This is a genomic window from Micromonospora sp. DT43, from assembly GCF_049841645.1.
GTDB lineage: Bacteria > Actinomycetota > Actinomycetes > Mycobacteriales > Micromonosporaceae > Micromonospora.
Window position 1 is genome coordinate 269053 of record NZ_JBNCKR010000002.1, and the last position, 15863, is coordinate 284915.

18 protein-coding genes are annotated in these 15863 nt (G+C 73.1%); 8 read left to right on the forward strand and 10 right to left on the reverse strand.

Annotated features, from left to right (window positions below; genetic code table 11):
• Positions 1 to 102: 102 nt before the first annotated feature.
• The 3 genes from ACLQ26_RS05390 (at position 103) to ACLQ26_RS05400 (ending at position 2964) form a co-directional block, all read left to right on the forward strand.
• The gene (locus tag ACLQ26_RS05390; RefSeq protein WP_425743358.1) at positions 103 to 1353 is read left to right on the forward strand and encodes a DUF222 domain-containing protein; all 1251 of its coding nucleotides are present in this window, start codon (positions 103 to 105) and stop codon (positions 1351 to 1353) included.
• 163 nt (positions 1354 to 1516) lie between these two features.
• Positions 1517 to 1657: a hypothetical protein gene (locus tag ACLQ26_RS05395; protein WP_425743359.1), complete on the forward strand. Its 141-nt coding sequence runs from the start codon at positions 1517 to 1519 to the stop codon at positions 1655 to 1657.
• On the forward strand, positions 1657 to 2964 hold the full coding sequence (locus ACLQ26_RS05400) for an MFS transporter (protein WP_425743360.1): 1308 nt from the start codon (positions 1657 to 1659) through the stop codon (positions 2962 to 2964). Before ACLQ26_RS05395 ends, ACLQ26_RS05400 begins: the two co-directional genes overlap by 1 nt.
• Before the next feature lie 206 nt (positions 2965 to 3170).
• On the opposite strand, the gene ACLQ26_RS05405 is transcribed toward ACLQ26_RS05400, so the two are convergent.
• From ACLQ26_RS05405 to ACLQ26_RS05425, 5 genes are read right to left on the reverse strand one after another with little or no spacing between them, the layout of a single operon-like run.
• On the reverse strand, positions 3171 to 3428 hold the full coding sequence (locus ACLQ26_RS05405; protein ID WP_007458001.1) for a UBP-type zinc finger domain-containing protein: 258 nt from the start codon (positions 3426 to 3428) through the stop codon (positions 3171 to 3173).
• The gene (locus ACLQ26_RS05410) at positions 3425 to 4999 is read right to left on the reverse strand and encodes a Na+/H+ antiporter (RefSeq protein WP_425743361.1); all 1575 of its coding nucleotides are present in this window, start codon (positions 4997 to 4999) and stop codon (positions 3425 to 3427) included. The genes ACLQ26_RS05405 and ACLQ26_RS05410 overlap by 4 nt, the downstream gene beginning before the upstream one ends.
• 38 nt (positions 5000 to 5037) lie before the next feature.
• Complete coding sequence (locus ACLQ26_RS05415) at positions 5038 to 6003, reverse strand: TIGR03885 family FMN-dependent LLM class oxidoreductase (protein ID WP_425743362.1); 966 nt, start codon at positions 6001 to 6003, stop codon at positions 5038 to 5040.
• A 52-nt stretch (positions 6004 to 6055) separates the two neighbouring features.
• Entirely contained in the window at positions 6056 to 7471 is a 1416-nt protein-coding gene (locus ACLQ26_RS05420; RefSeq protein WP_425743363.1) for an NADP-dependent succinic semialdehyde dehydrogenase, read from the reverse strand.
• A gap of 12 nt (positions 7472 to 7483) precedes the next feature.
• Complete coding sequence (locus tag ACLQ26_RS05425) at positions 7484 to 7747, reverse strand: DUF6343 family protein (protein WP_425743364.1); 264 nt, start codon at positions 7745 to 7747, stop codon at positions 7484 to 7486.
• A 187-nt stretch (positions 7748 to 7934) separates the two neighbouring features.
• Between ACLQ26_RS05425 and ACLQ26_RS05430 the strand changes: the two genes are divergently transcribed.
• Positions 7935 to 8786 (forward strand): GDSL-type esterase/lipase family protein, encoded by an 852-nt coding sequence (locus tag ACLQ26_RS05430; RefSeq protein WP_425743365.1) that lies wholly within the window; start codon positions 7935 to 7937, stop codon positions 8784 to 8786.
• Between the two features lie 23 nt (positions 8787 to 8809).
• Here the strand turns inward: ACLQ26_RS05430 and ACLQ26_RS05435 are convergent, their stop codons facing one another.
• The 3 genes from ACLQ26_RS05435 to ACLQ26_RS05445 all read right to left on the reverse strand — a co-directional run bounded on the left by ACLQ26_RS05435 (position 8810) and on the right by ACLQ26_RS05445 (position 10710).
• Positions 8810 to 9565, reverse strand: a complete 756-nt coding sequence (locus ACLQ26_RS05435; RefSeq protein WP_425743366.1) for an EcsC family protein — start codon at positions 9563 to 9565, stop codon at positions 8810 to 8812.
• Positions 9566 to 9611: 46 nt separating this feature from the next.
• Positions 9612 to 9758: a hypothetical protein gene (locus tag ACLQ26_RS05440; protein WP_007457988.1), complete on the reverse strand. Its 147-nt coding sequence runs from the start codon at positions 9756 to 9758 to the stop codon at positions 9612 to 9614.
• Between the two features lie 106 nt (positions 9759 to 9864).
• Positions 9865 to 10710 (reverse strand): peptidase M23, encoded by an 846-nt coding sequence (locus tag ACLQ26_RS05445; RefSeq protein ID WP_425743367.1) that lies wholly within the window; start codon positions 10708 to 10710, stop codon positions 9865 to 9867.
• Positions 10711 to 11111: 401 nt separating this feature from the next.
• Here ACLQ26_RS05445 and ACLQ26_RS05450 point away from each other — a divergent pair, with 401 nt between their 5' ends.
• Genes ACLQ26_RS05450 through ACLQ26_RS05460 form a run of 3 tightly spaced genes read left to right on the forward strand, consistent with a single transcriptional unit; the run spans position 11112 to position 13213 of the window.
• A complete protein-coding gene (locus ACLQ26_RS05450; protein WP_358104605.1) occupies positions 11112 to 12032 on the forward strand; it encodes a proteasome assembly chaperone family protein in 921 nt (306 codons plus the stop codon).
• 37 nt (positions 12033 to 12069) lie between these two features.
• Positions 12070 to 12867 (forward strand): exodeoxyribonuclease III, encoded by a 798-nt coding sequence (locus tag ACLQ26_RS05455; RefSeq protein WP_425743368.1) that lies wholly within the window; start codon positions 12070 to 12072, stop codon positions 12865 to 12867.
• A gap of 28 nt (positions 12868 to 12895) precedes the next feature.
• Complete coding sequence (locus tag ACLQ26_RS05460) at positions 12896 to 13213, forward strand: antibiotic biosynthesis monooxygenase family protein (RefSeq protein ID WP_425743369.1); 318 nt, start codon at positions 12896 to 12898, stop codon at positions 13211 to 13213.
• Positions 13214 to 13391: 178 nt separating this feature from the next.
• Here the strand turns inward: ACLQ26_RS05460 and ACLQ26_RS05465 are convergent, their stop codons facing one another.
• Both ACLQ26_RS05465 and ACLQ26_RS05470 read right to left on the reverse strand, forming a co-directional pair.
• Entirely contained in the window at positions 13392 to 14057 is a 666-nt protein-coding gene (locus ACLQ26_RS05465; protein WP_425743370.1) for a class F sortase, read from the reverse strand.
• A gap of 322 nt (positions 14058 to 14379) precedes the next feature.
• Positions 14380 to 14997 carry a hypothetical protein gene (locus tag ACLQ26_RS05470; RefSeq protein WP_425743776.1) on the reverse strand — a complete coding sequence of 206 codons (618 nt, stop codon included), beginning with the start codon at positions 14995 to 14997 and terminating at the stop codon, positions 14380 to 14382.
• A gap of 130 nt (positions 14998 to 15127) precedes the next feature.
• Here ACLQ26_RS05470 and trmB point away from each other — a divergent pair, with 130 nt between their 5' ends.
• Complete coding sequence (gene trmB / locus ACLQ26_RS05475; RefSeq protein WP_425743371.1) at positions 15128 to 15829, forward strand: tRNA (guanosine(46)-N7)-methyltransferase TrmB; 702 nt, start codon at positions 15128 to 15130, stop codon at positions 15827 to 15829.
• Positions 15830 to 15863: the final 34 nt, after the last annotated feature.

A 15863-nucleotide genomic window follows, 5' to 3' on the forward strand; every position in this document is an offset into this window, starting at 1 on the left:
CCACGCCAAGGAGTAGCAAGGGCCGGCAACCGGTCAGCGGGATGAGGAAGCCGCCCCGCGCAAGCCCCCGAAGTTGTCGTACACCTGTTCTATTCTCGGTCCATGTTCGAGGAGCTGGCGCAGGCGGAGGCGGCGGTCGCCGCGTGCGTCGACGCGCCGGCCTGGGCTCTCACCGAGCCCGACCTCGTCGCGGCCCTCGATGCCGCCCACCGGCTTGAGCAGCGTCTGGCGGCAGTGCAGCTGAGCCTGGTGCGTGAGCTGGACGGCCGGGGCACGGCCCAGGCGCAGGGCGCGTCCTCGACGGCCGTCTGGCTGCGTGACCGGTTACGGCTCACGGTCCCCGCCGCCCGCCGGCTGGTCGACCTGGCCGGGGCGCTGGACACCGGAGCACCGGGGGTGCGGGCCGCTTTGGCCAACGGGGACATCAGCGTGGAGCAGGCCCGGGTCATCGGCGACACGGTTCGCACCGTGCACGCCACCGCTGGCGCCGAGCCCGCCGACAAGGCGGTCGGCGTGCTGGTCGAGTGGGCCGGGCAGTTCGAGCCGACCCTGCTGCGCAAGCTGGGCACCCGCATCCTCGACCACGTCGCCCCGGAGGTTGCCGAGGCCGCCGCCCGGGCGGCGCTGGAGGCCGAGGCCCGCCGATCCGCCCGGGATCGTCATGTCACCCTGTCCGAGCTGTCGGATGGCCGCCTACGGTTGACCGGCAGTCTGGACGCCGAGGCCGCCGGCCTGTTGCGCGCCGCGATCGACCCGTTGACCGCACCATCGGGCCCGGACGACACGCGCAGCCCAGGGCAACGCCGCCACGACGCGCTCGCCGACCTCTGCCGTCTCACCCTGCGCACCGGCGAGTTGCCGGAGCACGGCGGAGAGCACGCCCAACTCGTGGTCACCACCAGCTTCGACGCGCTGGCCCGGCACCTCGACGTGGGAGCCCTGGACACCGGTCTCCGGCTCACCCCGGCAACGGTCCGCCGTCTCGCCTGCGACGCGACGATCCTGCCCGCCGTCCTCGGCAGCGCCGGCCAGACACTGGACGTGGGCCGGCAACGCCGCCTCGTCACCGGGCCGCTACGACGCGCCCTGGTCCTACGCGATCGCGGCTGCGCCTTTCCGGGCTGCGACCGCCCACCCCGCTGGTGCGACGCCCACCACATACGGCACTGGGCCGACGGCGGTGACACCAGCCTCGACAATGCCGTGCTGCTCTGCGGCCACCACCACCGCCACGTCCACCAGGGCGACTGGGCGGTCCGGCTCGGCGGCGACGGCCACCCCGACTTCGTCCCGCCAGCGTGGCTCGACCCCGCGCAGGTCCCCCGCCGCAACCTCTACCACCGGCGGACGTGACCACGGCCCCATCCCGGGTGTACGGCTTCTCCGGACGCGGCGAACGTCGCCGGCCACTGCGACGGCACGCCCTGACGCCCCTGCCGTAACGGCGGGCCAGTGTGACAGGCCTCGCGTCGTTCGGGACGGTCAACTCCGCCCGGCCTTCCCTAACGTCGACACCATGACGGTCAACGGAGACACGTTCGAACGGCCCGCCCAGAGCGACAGGGCCTCCGACGACGACTGGGCAATCCAGGGCGGTCAGGCCGCCGAGATCGGCCCAGTCGTCTACGTCTCCTCGGGCACGGCAGCCGTGCGCTGATGGGGGGCGTGTCGCCGCTGCCGGCGTCCGGACGGCTGCGCACCCTCTCCCTCGCCACGCTGGCGAACACCGTCGGCTCGGGACTGTGGCTGACCGGCGGGGCCCTCTACCTCACCCGGGACGTGGGGCTCTCCGCCGCGCAGGTGGGCGCCGGGCTCAGCGTGGCCGGGCTGGTCGGTCTGAGCGCCAGCGTGCCGCTCGGCAGCCTCGCCGACCGGCGCGACCCACGTACGCTGCGGGCCGTTCTGCAGGTGCTCCAGGCGGTGGTCGCGGCCACGTACCTGCTCGTCGGCTCGTTTCCGGTGTTCCTGGCCGTCGCGGTGCTCGATCTGCTGCTGGCCTCAGGCAACCTCGCGGTCCGCGCCGCGCTGGTCGCCGCCGTCGCCGGCCCGCAGGGGCGGGTGCACGCCTTCGCCACGCTACGGGCCGTGGCGAACCTGGGCATCGGGGTCGGGGCGGGTCTGGCCGGATTCGCGCTGGCAGCCGACACACACCTGGCGTACCAGATCCTGGTGGCCGGGAACGCGGCCACCTATCTGGTGTCGGCGGCGCTGCTGTTCCGGCTGCCGGCCTGTCCCCCAACCGCGCCGGCCCCGACCGCGCAGCCCTCGACCACGCCGGCCCAAACCACGAAGCCTCCAACCACGCAGCCCTCGACCACGCCGGCCCCGACGGCCGCTGCCCGCCGTGGGCGGCCGCTGCGCGACGGCCGTTTCCTCGCGGTGAGCGGCGCGTCGGCGGTGCTCGCCCTACACCAGACGGTCCTCACACTGGTGGTGCCGCTCTGGGCGGTGACCGTGGTCGGAGCGCCCCCGCCGGTCGTGGCGGCGGTCCTGCTGACCAACACGGTGCTCACCGTGCTGCTGGCGGTGCGGCTGAGCCGGGGCGCGGACACCGCGGCCCCGGCGGCCCGGACGATGCGCAGGGCCGGTCTGGTGCTGGCCGCCGCGATGCTGCTGTACGCGGCCACCGCCCGACTGCCCACCGCTGCCGCTGTCGGACTACTGCTGGTCGCCACCGTCGTCTACACGGCCGGAGACCTGTGGCACGGCGCTGGTGGAGCAGGGCTCGCCTACGATCTCGCTCCGCCGGATGCGCTCGGCGCCTACCAGGGGGCGGACGGAATGCTTGCCGGTCTGGCCCGCGCCGCCGGCCCAGCCCTGTTGACACTCGTGGTGCTCGACGGCGGGATGCCCGGCTGGCTGGCCGTCGGCGCGCTCTTCGCCGTGGTGGGCCTGGCCAGCCCCGCGCTCACCCGGTGGGCCCTGGCCGACCGCCCAGCGTCGCCGGACGGAACCGGCCAGTGAGCGGAGGCCACCCGCCCCGCAACACCGGGCCTGACCGACCAGTGATCAGTGGCCAGTCGCCCGGCCGCCCGCGACGCCATGCCTGACCGGCCGATGAGCGGTGGTCAGCCGCCGCCCGCGACGCCGGGCTTGATGACCGGCGGGCGGACGATGGCCGGCTGCTCCTGTGCTGGGCAGGACCGGCCGGCCAGCGCCATCCGCGACCGTCAGCCGATCTCCTCGTCGACGAAGCACCAGCGCCAGTCCTCGCCCGGCTGGGCCGAGCGGATCACCGGGTGGCTGGTGGCCGCGAAGTGCTTGCTCGCGTGCTGGTTCGGCGACGAGTCGCAGCAGCCCACCTGTCCGCAGCTCAGGCAGGTACGCAGGTGCACCCAGTAGGTGTTGCCGATGGCCACGCAGTCGGCGCACTCGTCGGGGGTGCGCGGTTCGGCGGTGCCCGCCTCGGTCAGGTGCTGACAGCTCACTGCTCGACCTCCTGCCGCAGCAACGACTCTTCCAGGTCCAGGTCACGATAGGCCCGCACCAGCACCTCCTCAGGAATGCGACCGGAGTCCCGGGCGGCCCGGAACACGTCCCGCTCGGCGTCGATCATCTGTTGTCGGAGCCGACCGTACGCCTGCGACGGGGTTTCCCGCTCGTTCCCACCGAGCCGTTCCCACGCCATGTTGGTGCGGTCCTCCACCACCCGGCGCAGCCGGTCCACCACCGGCTGGGGCGCGCCCTCGGCCAACTCCTCCAGCCGGTCCCGCGCGGCCCTGCTGGCCTGCTGCTGAACCCCGGCGGCCGACAGGGCGTCCTGCACGGGGTCGTCCTGGGGCAGCTTCAGGCGGCGGGCCACCAACGGCAGCGTGGCGCCCTGACCGACAAGCGTGACCACGATCACCGCGAAGGCCAACCAGATGAACAGGGCCCGGGGGTACGGCTCGTCGTCGGCCAGGGTCAGCGGCAGGGCCAGGGCGGCGGCGAGCGTCACCACGCCCCGCATCCCGGCCCACCCGATGATGACCGGGATCTTCGGCGACGGGGCCGGGTCGCGGCGGCGGATCCGGGGAACCAGCCGAGCCAGGTAGGTGGCCGGGAAGAGCCAGACGAAACGGGTCAGGAAGACGGTGGCGAGCACCGCGACGGTGATGAGGACGAGCGAGCCGGCCGGCTCGTCGAGGTCGCGCACCACCTCCCGCAGTTGCAGTCCGACCAGCAGGAAGACCAGTCCCTCCAGTAGGAACCGGACCAGCCGCCAGAACGCGCCGACCTGCAACCGGGAGGCCGCCGAGAGCAGTTGGGACAGCTTGTGGCCGAGCGCCAGCCCGGTGACCACCACCGCTACCACGCCGGAGGAGTGCACCGCCTCGGCGGCGAACACCACAGCGAACGGGATGATCAACGACAGCGCGTTGTCCAGCAGCGGGTCGGTGATCCGTCGGTGCAGGAAGCCGAAGACCACCGCGCCGAGCGCGCCGATCAGGATGCCGCCGCCGGTGGCCCGCAGCACCTGGAGGCTGACGTCCGTGGCGCCGACCGCCGAGCCGGCGGTGGCCATGGTGGCGACCCGCAGCAGCACAAGCGCGGTGGCGTCGTTGACCAGGCTCTCCCCCTCCAGGATGGTGACCACCCGGCGGGGCAGCCCGACCCGACGCGCGACAGCCGTGGCGGCCACCGCGTCCGGCGGCGCGACCACCGCACCGAGGGCCAGGCAGATCGCGAACGGCACCTGCGGCAGCAGCAGGTGCAGCACGAACCCGACCACGAACGCGGTGAACAGCACCAGGCCGACCGCTAGCAACAGGATGGGCCGAATGTTGTTCTTGAACGCCGGTACCGACGTCTCCAGCGCGGCGACGTAGAGCAGCGGCGGCAGGATGCCGATCAGCACCAACTCCGGGTCGAGCTCGACGTGTGGGACGCCGGGCACGAAGGAGAGCGCCAGGCCGAGCACGACAAGCACGATCGGCGCGAGCAGGCCGAGCCGGCGGGCGAGCGCGGCGCCGAGGGTGGCGATCGCCAGGAAGACGACGACCGGAAACAGGCTTTCCATGGGGTACGAGCCTAGGGGTGCGACAGACCGGACCCTGATCAGCCGGTCGGTCGCAGCTTCGGCAGCACCTCGGCGCCGAACGCGTCGATGAACCCGCGCTGCTCCTGCCCCACGTGGTGCAGGGCGATCTGGTCGAAGCCCAGCGCCGCGTACTCCTCCAGCCAGCCGACGTGCCGGCCCAGGTCGGACGAGACGTTCACCACCTGCGCGATCCGCTCGGGCGGCACGTCGGCCGAGACCACGTCGAAGTGCTCGACGGTCTCCAGGTCCCAGCAGACCGGAGGGGCGAAGACGTTGCTGCGCCACTGGTCGTACGCGAGCGCCTCGGCCTGCGCCTGCTCCGGCGCCCAGGAGACGTGCAACTGGAGGTGCAGTGGGCCGCGCCCGCCGGCGTCCCGGTACGCGTCGATCATCTCGCGCAGGTGGGCCACCGGGGCGTTCACGGTGATCAGGCCGTCGGCCCACTCGGCGCACCAGCGGGCGGTGGCCACGCTGACGGCGGCGCCGACGAGCGCGGGCGGCTCGTCGGGGCGGGTCCACAGCCGGGCCCGGTCCACCCGGACCAGACCGTCGTGGCTGACCTCCTCGCCGGCCAGCAGCGCCCGGATCACGTCCACGCACTCGCGCAGCCGGGTGGCGCGGACGTCCTTGCGCGGCCACACCTCGCCGGTGATGTGCTCGTTGCTGGCCTCGCCGGTGCCCAGTGCCGCCCAGAACCGGCCCGGGTACATCGCGCCGAGGGTGCCGATCGCCTGCGCGATGATCGCCGGGTGGTAGCGCTGACCGGGGGCGTTGACCACGCCGAACGACATGCCGGTGGCCTGCAACGCGGCGCCGAGCCAGGACCAGGCGAAGCCGGACTCACCCTGCCGGGCGCTCCACGGGGAGAAGTGGTCGGAGCACATGGCGGCGTCGAAGCCGGCCCGCTCGGCGTGCATCACCGCCTTCAGCAGCGCGCGGGGAGGGATCTGCTCGTGGGAGGCGTGGAATCCGAACGACGTCATGGGCGCACTTCCTACCCATGACGTCGTTCGGTGATGCGTACCGCTTCGGAAGCTACTCGGCGTGCGCGCCGGCGCCGGCGGAGGCCGCGCCCTCACCCACCCAGACGGTCTTGATGTTGCAGAACTCCCGCATGCCCAGTTCGGACAGCTCCCGGCCGTAGCCGGAGTTCTTCACACCGCCGAACGGCAGCTCCGGGTAGGAGGTGGTCATCCCGTTGATGAAGACGTTGCCGGCGTCCAGGTCGGTGGCGAAGCGCTCCTGCTCGGCCGCGTCCCGGGTCCAGGCGTTCGACCCGAGCCCGAAGCTGGTGCCGTTGGCGACCTCGATCGCCTCGGCGTACGAGGACACCCGGTACAGGCCGGCGACCGGGCCGAAGACCTCCTCGGACCACATCCGCATCTCGGGAGTCAGGTCGGTGACCACCGTCGGCGGGTAGAACCACCCGTCGCCGGTGGGCAGCTCGCCGCCGCAGAGCACCGTCGCGCCCTTGTCCGCCGCGTCGCGCACCTGGGCGTGCACCTCGTCACGACCCCGTTCGCTGGCCAGCGGGCCCACGTCGGTGTCCGCGTCCATGGGGTCGCCGACGCGCAGCGCGGCCATGTTCGCGGCGAACTTCTCGGCGAACGCGTCGAAGACGTCGGTGTGCACGATGAACCGCTTAGCGGCGATGCAGGACTGGCCGTTGTTCTGGCAGCGGGCGGTGGTGGCCACCTCGGCGGCCCGGTCCACGTCGGCCGAGGGCATCACCACGAACGGGTCGCTGCCGCCCAGCTCCAGCACCGTCTTCTTCAACTCCCGGCCGGCGATCTGGGCGATGGAACGTCCGGCCGCCTCACTGCCGGTGAGGGTGGCGGCGCGTACCCGAGGGTCGGCGAGGATCCGCTCGACGGCGTCGGAGCCGACAAGCAGTGTGGTGAACGCCCCCTCGGGGAAGCCGGCGCGACGGAACACGTCCTCCAGCAGCAGCGCCGTCTGCGGCACGTTCGAGGCGTGCTTGAGCAGGCCGGTGTTGCCGGCCATCAGCGCCGGGGCGGCGAAGCGCATCACCTGCCAGAGCGGGAAGTTCCACGGCATCACCGCGAGCACCACGCCGATCGGCTGGTAGCGGATGAAGGCCCGGGTCGCCTTGACGGCGGCGGCGTCGGCCGGCTGGTCGGCGAGGAACCCCGGCGCCCGGTCGGCGTAGAAGCGGGCCGCCGTGGCGCACTTGGTCACCTCGGCCTGCGCCGCGACGTACGTCTTGCCCATCTCCGTGGTCATGATCCGGGCGATCTCGTCGCGCTCGGCGTCCAGCAGGTCGGCGGCGGCGTTCATCCACCGGGCGCGCTTGTCGACAGTCGTCTCCCGCAACTGCCGGTACGCGAGGTCGGCGCGCTCGATGGCGGCGTCGAGCTGCTCGGTGGACATCGCCTCATAGGTCTTGAGTACCTGTCCGGTAACGGGGTTGGTGGTGGCGATGTGGGGCATCTCGTCCTCCTGTCACTCGAACAGCGAGTGTCGTACGCCTGGCTCCTCGCGGCGGCGAGCGGCACGGCGGCGCTGGATCACGACAAGATCGACCACGGCGACCACTGCGAGGATCGCGCAGAGCACGCCGAGCCAGGCGAGCCCGGCCCAGAACGCCAGCACCGCGAACACCACCATGATCACCAACCCGAAACCGGCGAGGGTGAGCCGAAGGTTCAGCGCGCTGTAGGCGTGGCCGACCGTGCCACGGGCGCGCCGGGGCTGCGATCTCGTCATACCGCCTGATCTACCCCCGATCGGCGTCGTTAACCGGCAACCATCGCTCGCGCGGGCGGCGGTTATAGCACTCCGGTGGCGCCTTCGACGGCACTCGGCCGCATACCCGACAGCAACTTCCCGTCGCACCACGTCCAGCGCTTAGAGTTACCGCGCTGTCGCTCTGTGCCGCGAGACGGGGGATGCCATGCCTCGACGGTGGGTCGCCGCCCTGGCCTGTCTCGCCGCGCTTGTCGCGTTGGCCTGCGAGGGCGGCACGTCGGCCTCCCCCCGCCCCACGAAGAGCTCGCCGTCGTCCGGCGGGCCCGGCGGCATCGCCGCCCTCGGCGACTCGATCAGCACCGGCTTCGCCTCCTGCCTGGTGCTCACCTCCTGCGAGCGCAACTCCTGGTCGACAGGGGACGGCCTGCGGGTGCAGAGCCACTACCGCCGGCTGCTGGAGCAGAACGCAGCGATCCGCGGTCGGACGTACAACCACGCCAAGCCCGGCGCCCGCGCCGACGCGCTCGAAGGCCAGGCCCAGGCAGCGGTACGCGATCGCGTCGACTACGTCACGGTGCTGATCGGCGCCAACGACATCTGCCGGGGCGGCGTGGACGCGATGACCCCGGTAACCCAGTTCCGGGCCGACGTCGACAGGGGTCTGCGGGTGCTGCGCAGCGGCCGACCGAAGGCCCGGGTGCTGGTGGTGAGCATCCCCGACCTCTATCGACTGTGGGAGGTCGGGCACGGCGACGCGCGGGCGGCACGCGCCTGGCGGCGGGGCATCTGCCCGGCCCTGCTGGCCAACGCGACGTCGACGGCCCCCGCCGACAAGGCGCGCCGGGCCGCCGTCCGGGACCGCATCGACGCGTACAACGCGCAGTTGGTGGCGGCCTGCCGGGCGTACGGCTCACGGTGCCGGCACGACGGCGGCGCCGCGCACAGGGTCCGCTTCACCCTGGACCTGCTCAACCCGCTGGACTGGTTCCACCCCAACGCCACGGGTCAGGGCCGGCTGGCCGAGGTGACCTGGCGCTCCTCCGGCCTGGCCGACTGATCCGCCCCCTCTCGGGGGCGGGCTCACGGGCGGCGGGGCTCCGGGACGCCGGTGCCGCGCTGACGGTAGAGCGCCCGGGAGCGCTCGGCCAGATCCTTGGTGGCTGACGAGTTGGCCCAGGTGCCGAGCACGATCGCCGCACCCGGCACGATCTTTGCGACGAGTCGTTTGGCCGCCCGCACGCCTGCCATCTGGGCCAGCCGCACGCCGAGCTGCAACATGACCCGGCCGAGCGGACGCTGGCCGCCCAGGCCGAAGAGCGCGTCGGCGCGTTCCCGCCCGGCGGCCACCCCGAGCGCCAGCCGGGCGCTCTCGGCGACCTTGTGCACGCGCTGGAGCACGAGCAGGTCGGTGGCCCGGTCGCTGTGCAGCGGGTCGACGTCGTACGCGGCGGCGATGTGCAACACCATGCGTGCCTGGGTCCAGGCGAGCACGCCGACGTCGAGGACGGCACCGGGCAGCCCGGCCGCGCCGGAGACCGCTCCGGACAGCCGAGCGAGATTGACGAACTTGCGGGCCGCCTGGTCGGCCAGGACGTCGGACGAGACACCGGGGTGTTCGCTGCGGGCCCGGGCTGCCCACTGGGCGGCCTCCGGCCCGAGCCGGCGCACCGCCTCCAGGGCGAGGTGCTCCGGGGCGTACTGCGGATCGTCGCGCATCCGGTCCCAGAGTCGGGCCGGCGGCCCCTCGGGCGCGGCCGCCGGTGCGACCGGCAGGTCGGCCGACGGCTCGGGAGTGGGCACGGCGGGTTGACCGCCGACGGGCGGGGTGTCGGTCACCGGGTCTCCCCAGGGGTGGGTACGGGTAGGACGGCCGGTGGCGCGGTCAGCGACGGCGGTTGGACAGTCGCGCCGCCAACCCCTTGAGCTTCTGCTGGTTGTCGGGCTTGGCCAGCTCGCGCCGCCCCCGGTCCACCAACTGCTGACCCTTCGGCGATCTCAGGAACGTGCTGATCCGCTGCATCAAAGACATAACGTCCTCCTGTCGGTGGTCCCTCAGTCATGTGTACCCCGAACCCGCAACTGATGTACCCGGGACGCGACAGGCTCAACCCTCACCGTCCACAGTGGTCGGTAGGCTACCGCCCGGCCGGCACGATGGCGTCGACGACCCGGGTGGCACGCCACTCGTGCTGCTGGTAGTGCTCGGGGTACGCGGAGACCTGCACCGCCTGCGCGGCGTCGGTGAGCCGCATCTGCTGCCAGCCGGGCACCTGCTCCAACGCGGTGAGGAACTGCCGGGTAGCGAACTCGGGGTCCATCAGCCGGCCGACCGGGCCCCAGCCGCTGCTGGAGCGCTGCTGGAACAGCCCGACCGAGTCGTGGTCCCAGCCGACGCCCTGGTGCGGGTAGTCCTGCGACTCCGGCAGGACGCCGCTGGCGACGTTGTAGAGGTTGCTCTCCTGCATGGCGGTCGCCACCGCGATGACCAGACCACGGCGCGGGATGCCCATCTTGCGCCCGGCGCGGACGATCGCCTCGGCGTTCTCCATCTGGTCGTCGTCCAGTCCGGCGACCGGCGCCGGATCGGTAGGCCGCGCCGGGACGACCTTGCGGGCACGCGCTGTGGTGTCCGGGTCGGCGGAGGTCGCGGAGACGGACGGGCTGGCGGAGGGAGTGGCGGCACGGTCGAGAGCCCGGGACGCGCGCTGCTGCTCGGCGCGCTGCGCCAGCTCGGCGCTGCTGTCCACAGGCGTCGCCGCGCCGGCGGTCTCACCGTGCACCTGTGCGACGGCGGCCAGACCGAGGCAGCACACCACGCCGGTGGCGAGGGCCACCTGGGCCCGGCGTCGACCGGTCAGGTCGCGGGCGTACGCCCGAAGCCGACTCGCGGCGGTTGTCCGTTCGGCTGAGGTGCCTTCCTCCGTTCCGGTAGTGGGGCTGCTCGGGGCGTACGGGTCGTCGAGGGTGCCGTCGTCACGCATCAGCCGAGGCTAGGCAGACGGAAACCCCGATCACGCACAGTGATCACGTGGTCCTCACCACAGAATCGGGTCCCTCGGGTGGACGAGCGGGACGGCTCGACCCGCCCGGGGAACGGACCTCGCGTACCGGAGGAAACCGGCGCGGCACGTGGGCCGGCACGGACGGCGACAGGGGCGGACATCGGGCCGCGCGGACCGACATGATCGACAAACTCGGCCTTTGGGCCGAACCGCCCATCGGCCGAACGGCGTAATCGGGTGGTTCGTCCGATCACGCCCACCCGTTGGCCGACGGATCGCCCGACGCAGGAATGCACCAGGATGGCAGGTACGTTTCCCGAATCGGGTGGCGTCCATCGCGTCGCCATCCGAACAGGCACATTCCAGGGAGGTCCGCACCGGTGCTCGACCCACACGAGCTCTATCAGCTCACCGACGATCTGCCCGACCTCGGGCAACCGGTCCTGGTCCAGGCCCTGACCGGGTTCGTGGACGCCGGCAACGCCAGCCGGCTGGCCCGCGAGCAGTTGCTCACCTCGCTCGAGGGCCGGCCGATCGCCACCTTCGACGTGGACCAGCTCTTCGACTACCGGTCCCGACGACCGGTCATGACCTTCGTCGAGGACCACTGGGAGAGCTTCGACGCCCCCAAGCTGGAGCTGCACCTCCTGCACGACGACGACGAGACCCCTTTCCTGCTGCTCACCGGCCCCGAACCGGACCTGCAGTGGGAGCGGTTCACCGCCGCCGTGGCGGGGCTCGCCGCCCGCCTGGACGTCCGGCTCACCGTCGGGCTCAACTCGATCCCGATGGCGGTGCCCCACACCAGGCCGACAGGCGTGACCGCCCACGCCACCCGTCCGGAGCTGATCAGCGGGTACGAGCCCTGGCTGCAACGGGTCCAGGTGCCCGGCAGCGTCGGTCACCTGCTGGAGTTCCGCCTCGGCGAGCAGGGCCGTGACGCGCTCGGGTTCGCCGCGCACGTGCCGCACTACGTGGCGCAGACCGAGTACCCGGCCGCCGCCGAGGTGCTGCTGAGCGCGGTGTCCCGCAGCACGGGGCTGCTGCTGCCCGGCGACGGCCTGCGCTCGGCCGCCGAGGTGGTCCGGGTGGAGATCGACAGGCAGGTCGCCCAGACCGAGGACGCCGCCGCCCTGGTCCAGGCCCTGGAGGAGCAGTACGACGCGTTCGCCCGGGGTCGCGGCGAGCGGAACCTGCTCGCCCCCGACGCCGGTCCGCTGCCCACCGCCGACGAGCTCGGCGCGGAGCTGGAACGGTTCCTGGCCGAACAGACCCGTCCCGGCGACACCCCGGGCAGCTGACCCGGCGATACGGGCGCGGATGCGGCAGGGTGGAGGCATGCGCCTGGCGACCTGGAACGTGAACTCGGTGAAGGCCCGGCTGCCCCGGCTGTTGGAGTGGCTGGCCGGCACCGGGCCCGACGTCGTCTGCCTGCAGGAGACGAAGTGCCCGGACGGCGCCTTCCCGGTGGCCGAGGTGGGCGAGCTGGGCTACACCGTGGCCAGCCACAGCGACGGCCGGTGGAACGGGGTCGCGATCCTGTCCCGGGTCGGCCTGGACGACATCCGCGTCGGGTTCGCGGGTGAGCCGGGCTTCCCCGCCCCGGAGGCCCGCGCGATCTCCGCCACCTGCGACGGGCTGCGGGTCTGGTCGGTGTACGTGCCCAACGGCCGGACACCCGACGACCCGCACTACGCGTACAAGCTGGCGTGGTTCGCGGCGCTGCGCGACGCGCTGGAAGCGGAGCTGGCCGGCGGCCTGCCGCTGGCCGTGTGCGGCGACTTCAACGTCGCCCCGACCGACGCGGACGTCTGGGACCCGGCCGTCTTCACCCACTCCACGCACGTCACCCCGGCCGAGCGGGCCGCCCTGGCCGCGCTGCGCGACCTCGGGCTCGCCGACGTGGTACCGACCCCGATGAAGGGGCCGCACCCGTTCACCTACTGGGACTACCGGGCCGGGATGTTCCACCAGAACAAGGGCATGCGGATCGACCTGGTGTACGCCTCCGCGCCGTTCACCCGGGCGGTCCGCTCGGCGTACGTGGACCGGGAGGCCCGCAAGGGCAAGGGCCCCTCCGACCACGCCCCGATCGTCGTCGACGCGGACCTCGTCCCGGCGGTCGAGGCGTTCTGAGCCGGCCGTCGCTGGCTAGGGTGGACAGATGGCAGTCGTGAAGATCAACGCAATCGACGTTCCGCCGGGCGCCGGCGCCGAGTTGGAGAAGCGGTTCGCGGCGCGGGCCGGCGCGGTGGAGAACTCCCCCGGCTTCCTCGGCTTCGAACTGCTCCGGCCGGTGGCCGGCGAGACCCGCTACTTCGTCTACACCAGGTGGGAGAGCGAGGAGGCGTACCAGGCCTGGGCCGCCGGCCCGTCGCGGGAGGCCCACGCTGCCGCCCCCGGTGACAAGCCCCGCCCGCCGGTCTCCACCGGAGCGAGCCTGCTGGAGTTCGAAGTGGCGCTCCAGGTGCCCCAGCCCTAGCCGGCCGCGAGTCCGCGCAGCGTCCGACCCTTCGCCACCTCCTGGATTTTCTGCGCTGACGGCGGGCCGCGCCGTTGATCCACTCGGGTTCGGCGAAACCGGGGTGTCCGGAGCAGCCTGATGCCGCGACTTCACTGATCCCGAGTCGATCAACCACCGGCGGGCGAGCGGACTCGGCTCAGGGCTTGCGGGACGACCGGAGGGTGGCGAAGGCGATCACGTTGTCGGCGTAGCCGGTACGTCCGCCGATGAACTGGCCACCGCAGGTGATCAGGCGCAGGCCGGAGGGGCCGTCGTGGCCGTAGATCCGCTCGGCGGGCAGCCGGTCCTTCGGGAAGTGCTCGACGGTGTCGACAGTGAACACCACCGTCGACCGGTCCGCCCGAGCCACCTCGATCAGGTCACCGGGCTTGAGTTTGCCCAGGTCGTAGAAGACCGAGGGGCCACTCTTGGTGTCCACGTGCCCGACGATGACCGCCGGACCGGGCTCGCCGGGTGTGGGCCCGCGGTCGTACCAGCCGGTCTCGTTGTGCCGTTCCAACGGCGGTACGGCTATCGAGCCGTCCCGCGCCTGCCCGACGGGTGCCACCGGCGCCTCCACCTTGATCGCCGGGACGGTGAGCCGTACCGGGCGACTGGCCGACAACCCGACCGTCTCGCTGCGGGCCGGGCGGTCACCGCCGGCCGGGGCCCAGTCGAACGGGCCGACCGAGCGGCCCAGCCCCGCACCGGTGGCGAAGACCCCCAGCAGCACCAGCACCACTGCCAGCGGCACGGACCAGGGGCTACGGCCGGATGGACGGCTGCGCCGGGGAGCGACGGCGGTCGGCGGACGGGAGGCCACCGCTGGCCGGGCGGCCCCCGACGGTCGGTCCGCGGAGGCACGCGAATCGCGGACCGGCCGCGACCCAGCGGCCTGCCGCGACCCAGCGGCCTGCCGCGACCCAGCGGCCTGCCGCGAGCTGTCGGGCCGGCGCGAATTCCCGGACGGCCATGCGTCGTCGGGGCCCCGCGAGCCGGCGGACGGCCGCGCATCGTCGGGCGGACGGGAGCCAGCGGTCGACTCCGCGTCGTCCGGCGACCACTGACCGCGAGGTGGGCGGGAGCCCCTGGGCGGGCGGGAGCCGGAGGGCGGTGGAGTGGGGCGGAAGATCTCCATGGCGGGCTCAGCGGCGCGTGACGCCATGGACGGCACGTGGCCGACGCAGGGCCACCACGGCGAGGATCAACCCGGTGATGGTCAGTGCCGCACCGCCGGGCAGCAGCAACTTGCCGGTCGTCCCTCCGGCACCGCCACCGAAGCCGGTGGCCGGGCCTCGGCTGGGCTGGGTCGGCACCTTCTTGACCACCTGGAGCATTGTCGACGCGGTCTCGCCGTCGCGGCACTCCAACTTGACCCGGTAGTTGCCGGGGCGGGTGCGCTCGCGCACCATCGGCGCGGCGGTGAGCACGCCCCGCTGCGGTTGCACGCCGACGGCGCCGAACGCGTCGGAGACGACTGTGGCGCCCACCGAGTTGTCCCGACAGCTGGCCCGGATGCCGACCAGGTAGCCGGGCTGCACGGTGCTGGGGCTCACCTCGACGAAGACGTCCACCGCCGGAGCGGGCTGGGGTTGGGTGCCGCCGGGCTGACTCTCGGGCTGCCCCCCGGGCGCCGGCGCGACGAACACGAGCGGGCGGGCGACGGGCGCGGGCGCGGCGTGTGCGGGGGAGGCGGCCAGCAGGGGGCCGGCGAGCACGGTCACCACCGACAGGGTCACGCCGCCGCGGGTCACTGCCACGATGCCCCCTCTCGACGCCGTAGGACCGCGCCGGGCAGCGGACCGCCCGGCCTGCCGTACCAGATCGATTCTCTCATTCCCGGTCGCACATCACACCCGATCCGCCGACGACGTCGCGTACGCTCGGGTCGCTGTGACCATCACCGACCCTGAACCCGCCGCCGTCCCGCCCGCGGACCGGCCGATCCGCACCTTCCACCCCCGCCGGGGCCGGATGAGCGGCCGCCAGACCGACGCGCTGGAGCGGCTCTGGTCCTCCTACGGCCGGGACGTGTCGGCCGAACCGGTCGACCTGGCCGCCCTGTTCGGTCGCCGGGCCCCTGTGGTGCTGGAGATCGGCTCGGGCATGGGCGACAGCACCGCCGCGATGGCCGCCGCCGACCCGGATCGAGATTATCTGGCGGTCGAGGTCCACACGCCGGGAATCGCGAACCTGCTCGACCTGGTGGACCGCGGTGGCCTCGGAAACGTGCGGGTGGCCCAGGGCGACGCGTTGGAGCTGGTCAGCGGCCTGCCGGAGGGCGTCCTGGACGCCGTGCACATCTTCTTTCCCGACCCCTGGCCGAAGTCTCGCCACCACAAGCGGCGCATCATCCAGCCGGCGCACGTGGCGCTGCTGCGCTCCCGGCTGGCCCCCGGCGGGACGCTGCACTGCGCGACCGACTGGGCCGAGTACGCCGAGGCGATGCGGGAGACCCTGGACGCGGACCCGGGGCTCGTCGACGCGTACGGCGGCTTCGCGCCGCGTCCGGCGCACCGCCCGGTGACGAAGTTCGAGCGCCGGGCGATCACCGCTGGCCGGCCGGTCGCTGACCTGATCTACCGCCGACGGTGACGAGCCGGCCCGGACGGGTGCCCGGCGAAGGCCG

What these genes read in the sequence shown, in the direction of transcription:
- ACLQ26_RS05445 (WP_425743367.1), bottom strand. Translation starts at nt 10,710, where the DNA reads ATGCGTGACGACGGCACCCTCGACGACCCGTACGCCCCGAGCAGCCCC.
- ACLQ26_RS05415 (WP_425743362.1), bottom strand. Translation starts at nt 6,003, where the DNA reads ATGACGTCGTTCGGATTCCACGCCTCCCACGAGCAGATCCCTCCCCGC.
- ACLQ26_RS05440 (WP_007457988.1), bottom strand. Translation starts at nt 9,758, where the DNA reads ATGTCTTTGATGCAGCGGATCAGCACGTTCCTGAGATCGCCGAAGGGT.
- ACLQ26_RS05420 (WP_425743363.1), bottom strand. Translation starts at nt 7,471, where the DNA reads ATGCCCCACATCGCCACCACCAACCCCGTTACCGGACAGGTACTCAAG.
- ACLQ26_RS05410 (WP_425743361.1), bottom strand. Translation starts at nt 4,999, where the DNA reads ATGGAAAGCCTGTTTCCGGTCGTCGTCTTCCTGGCGATCGCCACCCTC.
- ACLQ26_RS05390 (WP_425743358.1), top strand. Translation starts at nt 103, where the DNA reads ATGTTCGAGGAGCTGGCGCAGGCGGAGGCGGCGGTCGCCGCGTGCGTC.
- ACLQ26_RS05460 (WP_425743369.1), top strand. Translation starts at nt 12,896, where the DNA reads ATGGCAGTCGTGAAGATCAACGCAATCGACGTTCCGCCGGGCGCCGGC.
- ACLQ26_RS05395 (WP_425743359.1), top strand. Translation starts at nt 1,517, where the DNA reads ATGACGGTCAACGGAGACACGTTCGAACGGCCCGCCCAGAGCGACAGG.
- ACLQ26_RS05425 (WP_425743364.1), bottom strand. Translation starts at nt 7,747, where the DNA reads ATGACGAGATCGCAGCCCCGGCGCGCCCGTGGCACGGTCGGCCACGCC.
- ACLQ26_RS05400 (WP_425743360.1), top strand. Translation starts at nt 1,657, where the DNA reads ATGGGGGGCGTGTCGCCGCTGCCGGCGTCCGGACGGCTGCGCACCCTC.
- ACLQ26_RS05455 (WP_425743368.1), top strand. Translation starts at nt 12,070, where the DNA reads ATGCGCCTGGCGACCTGGAACGTGAACTCGGTGAAGGCCCGGCTGCCC.
- ACLQ26_RS05430 (WP_425743365.1), top strand. Translation starts at nt 7,935, where the DNA reads ATGCCTCGACGGTGGGTCGCCGCCCTGGCCTGTCTCGCCGCGCTTGTC.